1 protein-coding gene and 1 pseudogene are annotated in these 4,789 nt (G+C 74.9%); both read right to left on the minus strand.

Annotated features, from left to right (window positions below):
• Nucleotides 1-2,645: AMP-binding protein (locus AC067J_RS43905; RefSeq protein ID WP_478308498.1), on the minus strand; the 2,645-nt coding region annotated here is incomplete at its 3' end.
• Nucleotides 2,640-4,789, minus strand: a pseudogene (locus AC067J_RS43910) (condensation domain-containing protein); the annotation flags it as partial. The gene AC067J_RS43905 and the pseudogene AC067J_RS43910, both read right to left, overlap by 6 nt.

The raw sequence follows: 4,789 nt of genomic DNA on the forward strand, positions 1-4,789 counted from the left end.
CGACCCGCACCGAACAGGTGATTCACCAGAGCGCCGTGCGAGACAGCCACACCCTTCGGACGACCCGTCGACCCCGAGGTGTAGATCACGTACGCGGCGTTGCCGCCGTCCACCCGCACACCCGCGGACGCCCCCGGGGCGCGCTCCCACTCCCGTGCCACGGCAGGCTCGTCCAGCACCAGCACCGGCACACCCGCCGGCACCGCACCGGCCACCGCCGCCTGTGTGAGCACCAACGGCACCCCCGCGTCCTCCAGCACGAACGCGATCCGCTCGGCCGGGTACGACGGGTCCACCGGCAGGTACGCACCGCCGGCCTTCACCACCGCGAGCAGCGCCACCACCAGCTCGGCACCGCGCTCCAGGCAGACCCCCACCACGGACTCCGGCCCCACACCCCGGCCCACCAGCAGGTGCGCCAGACGGTTCGCCCGCGCGTCCAACTCGGCGTACGACAGCTCCACGCCGTCGGCGACCAGCGCCACCGCGTCCGGCGTCCGCGCCGCCTGCGCCGCGAACAACCCCGGCAACGTCGACGGCTCGACCTCCACCGCCGTGTCGTTCCACTCCACCAGCACCTGACGACGCTCCGCGGTGTCCAGCACCTCGATGGCGCCCAGGGCCGCCTCCGGGCCGCCGTCCAGCGCGGTCTCCAGGGCCGCGACCAGCCGTTCGGCGGCCGTGCGCACCAGTGTGCCGACCGCCTCCGGATCGATCGCGCCGACCGCGTCGACGGTCAGCGCGAGGCCGTCGCCGTCGTCGTCCACCGCCACTCCGAGCGGGTAGTTGGTGCGTTCCCGCGCGTACAGCAGCCGGATGCCCCGGTCCTCGGACGGCTCCTCGGGCCGCGGCTCGGCGGACGGGTCGGCGGCGGACGGCTCCCCGGTCGCTTCCGCCGCGTCCCGGCCGGGATTGTGGCGGTAGTTGAGGAAGGAGGTGAACAGCGGGGCCTCCGCGGCGAGGCCGCCGGCCTGCTGGGCGGTGGAGAGCGAGGCGTGCTCGTGCTCCATCAGTCGGGCCAGCTGGGCCCGCATCCCCGACACCGCCGCGAGCACGCCGGTGTCGGACGAACGGACGCGCACCGGAAGGGTGTTGATGAACGGACCCGGCACCTGGCCGGCACCCGTTCCGCCGGTCATCCGGCCGAACAGCACGGTCCCGAAGACGACGTCGTCCCGGCCGGACATCGCCGCGACCGCCCGGGCCCAGGCCACGTGCAGGACCGTCGCGGCACTCACCCGCAGCCGGCGGGCGACCGCGCGCAGACGGCGCTCGGACTCCGGCGGGAAGGGCACCACCCCGCGGCGCACCTCGGTGCCGTCGCCGTGCACGTCGGTGACGCCGTAGGGCGCGGTGGTCCCGTCCAGGTCGCCCAGCAGTTCGGCGAAGTAGCTCTCGTGCCCGGCCCGTTCGGCCTCGCCCCGGGACCGGGCGACGAAGTCCCGGAAGGGCGACGGCTCGGGCAGGTCGGCGGCCCGGCCGGCGAGGAAGGCGCCGACCTCGGAGAGCAGCAGCTCCAGCGCCATGTGGTCCTGCACCAAGTGGTGGATCCGGACCAGCGCCAGCCGGCGCCCGCTGCCGGGGACCTCCGCCCGGTGCACCGTGAGCAGCGGGGCCCGGCCCAGCTCCATCGACAGGCCCGCGACCGCGATCAGCTCGGCCGCGAGGTCCTCGCCGGCCGGGTCGAGCACGACGTCGGTGATCGCCATCGGCGCGCGTCGCCACACCACCTGGACGGGCTCGGGCAGTCCCTCCCAGACGACGGAGGTCCGGAACACGTCGTGCCGGTCCAGCACGCTCTGGAGCGCCGCCAGGAACGCGTCCAGCACGTCCGCCGAGTCGAACTCCAGCACCGCGGGCATCACGTAGGCGTCGTCGCCGCCGTCGGCCATGAGGTGGTGGAAGAGCAGGCCCTCCTGGAGCGGCCCGAGCGGGTAGACGTCCGCGACGTTCGCCGCGCCGCCGTCCACCGTCGCGACGATCCGCTCGATCTGCTCGGGGGTGAGGTCGACCAGCGGCAGCATGTCCGGCGTGATCGCGGTCGCGCCGGCGGGGATCAGGTTCTCCGGCACCTCGGCCGGGGCGGCGCCCGCCACCGCGGCCAGCCCGGCCGGGGTCGGCGTCTCGAAGAGCGCGCGCACCGGCACGGTCACCCCCTGCGCGCGCAGCCGCTCGACCAGCCGGACGGCGAGCAGGGAGTGGCCGCCGAGGGCGAAGAAGTCGTCCTCGGCGCCGACCCGCTCCAGTTCCAGGACCTCGGCGAAGACGCCGCAGAGCAGCTCCTCGCGGGGGTTCGCCGGGCCCCGCCCGGTGCCCACCGGGTACGACGGCGGCGCGGGCAGGCGCTTGGTGTCCACCTTGCCGTTGGCGGTGAGCGGCAGTTCGTCGAGCAGCACCACGGCGGCCGGGACCATCGCGTCGGGCAGCTGGTCCCGGAGGAACGCGCGCAGCTCCGCCGGGTCGACCGCGGCGCCCGGCGCGGGCACCACGTAGGCGACCAGCCGGCGGTCCTCGGCCCTGCCGGACGGCGGGGGGACCCGACCGCCGGCCGGACGGCCCGGGAAGAGCGCCTCGGCACCCGAGCCGTCGGTGACCGGCACCGCGCTCAGCGGCAGCTCCGGACTGCCGGCCACGGTGTCCAGCACGCCGGCCAGGCAGTCGGCGAGCAGCCGGGCCGTCCCGGCCTCGAACAGGTCCGAGGAGGCCGTGAGCGAGCCCCGGACGCCGGACGCTGTTCCGTCCGGGCCGAACACCTCGGTGAACGACACCTCCAGGTCGAACTTGGCCACCGACGTGCCGGCGGCGGAGACCGCGGACTCCTCGACGCGCTCGGCGTCCAGGACCGTGCGCGCGGCGTTCTGCAGGGTCAGCATCACCTGGAACAGCGGGTGCCGGGACAGGGACCTGGACGGGGCCAGCTCCTCGACCAGCCGCTCGAACGGCACGTCCTGGTGCCCGAGGGCCGCCAGGCCGGTCGCCCGGGCCCGGCGCACCGTCTCGCGGAACGTCGGGTCGCCGGACAGGTCGGTGCGCAGCACCAGCGTGTTCACGAAGAAGCCGACCAGGTCGTCGAGTGCCTCGTCGGTCCGGCCGGCGACGTCCGTGCCGACGGCGATGTCCGTCCCCCCGCCGAGGCGGCTCAGCAGCACCGCCAGGGCGGCCTGGAGCACCATGAACACGGTGGCGCCCTCGGCCTGGGCCAGCTCCACCACTCGGGCATGGGTCCGCGCCGAGACGTCCAGCCGCACCCGGTGGCCCCGGTAGGAGGCGACCGCGGGGCGCGGACGGTCGACGGGCAGCGCCAGCTCCTCCGGCAGGCCCTCCAGCGCGCCGCGCCAGTGGGCCAGCTGCCGGTGCAGCAGGCTGTCCGGGTCGTCCGCCTCGCCCAGCAGCTCGCGCTGCCAGTACGCGTAGTCCGCGTACTGGACCGGCAGCGGCTCCCACTCCGGCGCCCGGCCCTCCAGGCGCGCCCCGTAGGCCGTCATGAGGTCACGGGTGAACGGCCCGGTCGACCAGCCGTCGCTGGCGATGTGGTGGAACACCACGACCAGCACCTGCTCCTGCGGCGACACCGACAGCAGCCGGGCCCGGACCGGCACCTCGGCCGCCAGGTCGAAGGCGTGCGACTCGGCGGCCGCGATCGCGGCATCGAGCCCCTCCCGGGGCACGTCCTCGGCGGACAGCGCCCAGTCGAGGTCGTCGAGCTTCAGCACGCTCTGGTACGGCTCGCCGTCCACGGTCGCGAACACCGTCCGCAGCACTTCGTGCCGGCCCAGCACGTCGCGCAGTGCGGCGTCCAGTGCCTCGCGGTCCGTCCCCCCGCCGAGCGGGAGGACCAGCGGCACGTTGTAGGTGTCGCTCGGCCCCTCCAGCTGGGAGACGAACCACAGCCGCCGCTGGGCGAAGGACAACGGGATCATCAGGACTCCTCCTGGTTGCGCCGCGGCCGCAGGGCCGGCCTGGTCGGTGCGGGGGCCGTCTCCCGGGCCAGCCGGACGGCGAGTCCGGCCGGGGTCGGGGCGTCGAACAGGGCCGCGATCTCCACCTCGACGCCGAGCAGCGTCCTGATCCGGTTGGCCAGCCGGACGGCGAGCAGGGAGTGCCCGCCGAGGAGGAAGAAGTCGTCGTCGACCGTCACGCTCTCCAGGCCGAGGACCTCGGCGAACGCCTCGCAGAGCACACGCTCGCGCTCGTCCGCCGGTGCCCGTCCGGTGCCCGCACCCGCACCGAGGTCCGGGGCCGGCAGGGCCTTGCGGTCCAGCTTCCCGTTGCCCGTCAGCGGCAGCGCGTCCAGCACCACCACGGCGGACGGGACCATGTACTCCGGCAGACGCCCACCTGCGAAGGTCTGCACCTGCGCGGGCAGGGCAGCCGGGTCCTCGTCCGGATCGTCGGCGACGACGTAGGCCACCAGGCGCACGTCACCCGGCACGTCCTCGCGGGCGACCACCGCCGCCTGCGCCACCTGCGGATGCGCGACCAGGACGTTCTCCACCTCGCCCGGCTCGATCCGGAAACCACGGACCTTCACCTGCTCGTCCGCACGACCCAGGAACTCCAACTGGCCATCCGCACGCCAACGGGCCACATCCCCCGAGCGGTACATCCGCGCCCCCCGCTCGAACGGGTTCGCCACGAACCGCTCCGCCGTCAGACCGGAGCGCTTGACGTAACCGCGCGCCAACTGCGCACCAGCGATGTACAACTCGCCCGCCACACCCGGCGCCACCGGACGCAAGGCTGCGTCCAGCACGTACAGGCGGGTGTTGGCGACCGGACGCCCGACCGG

Source organism: Kitasatospora sp. NPDC042419, from assembly GCF_056437345.1.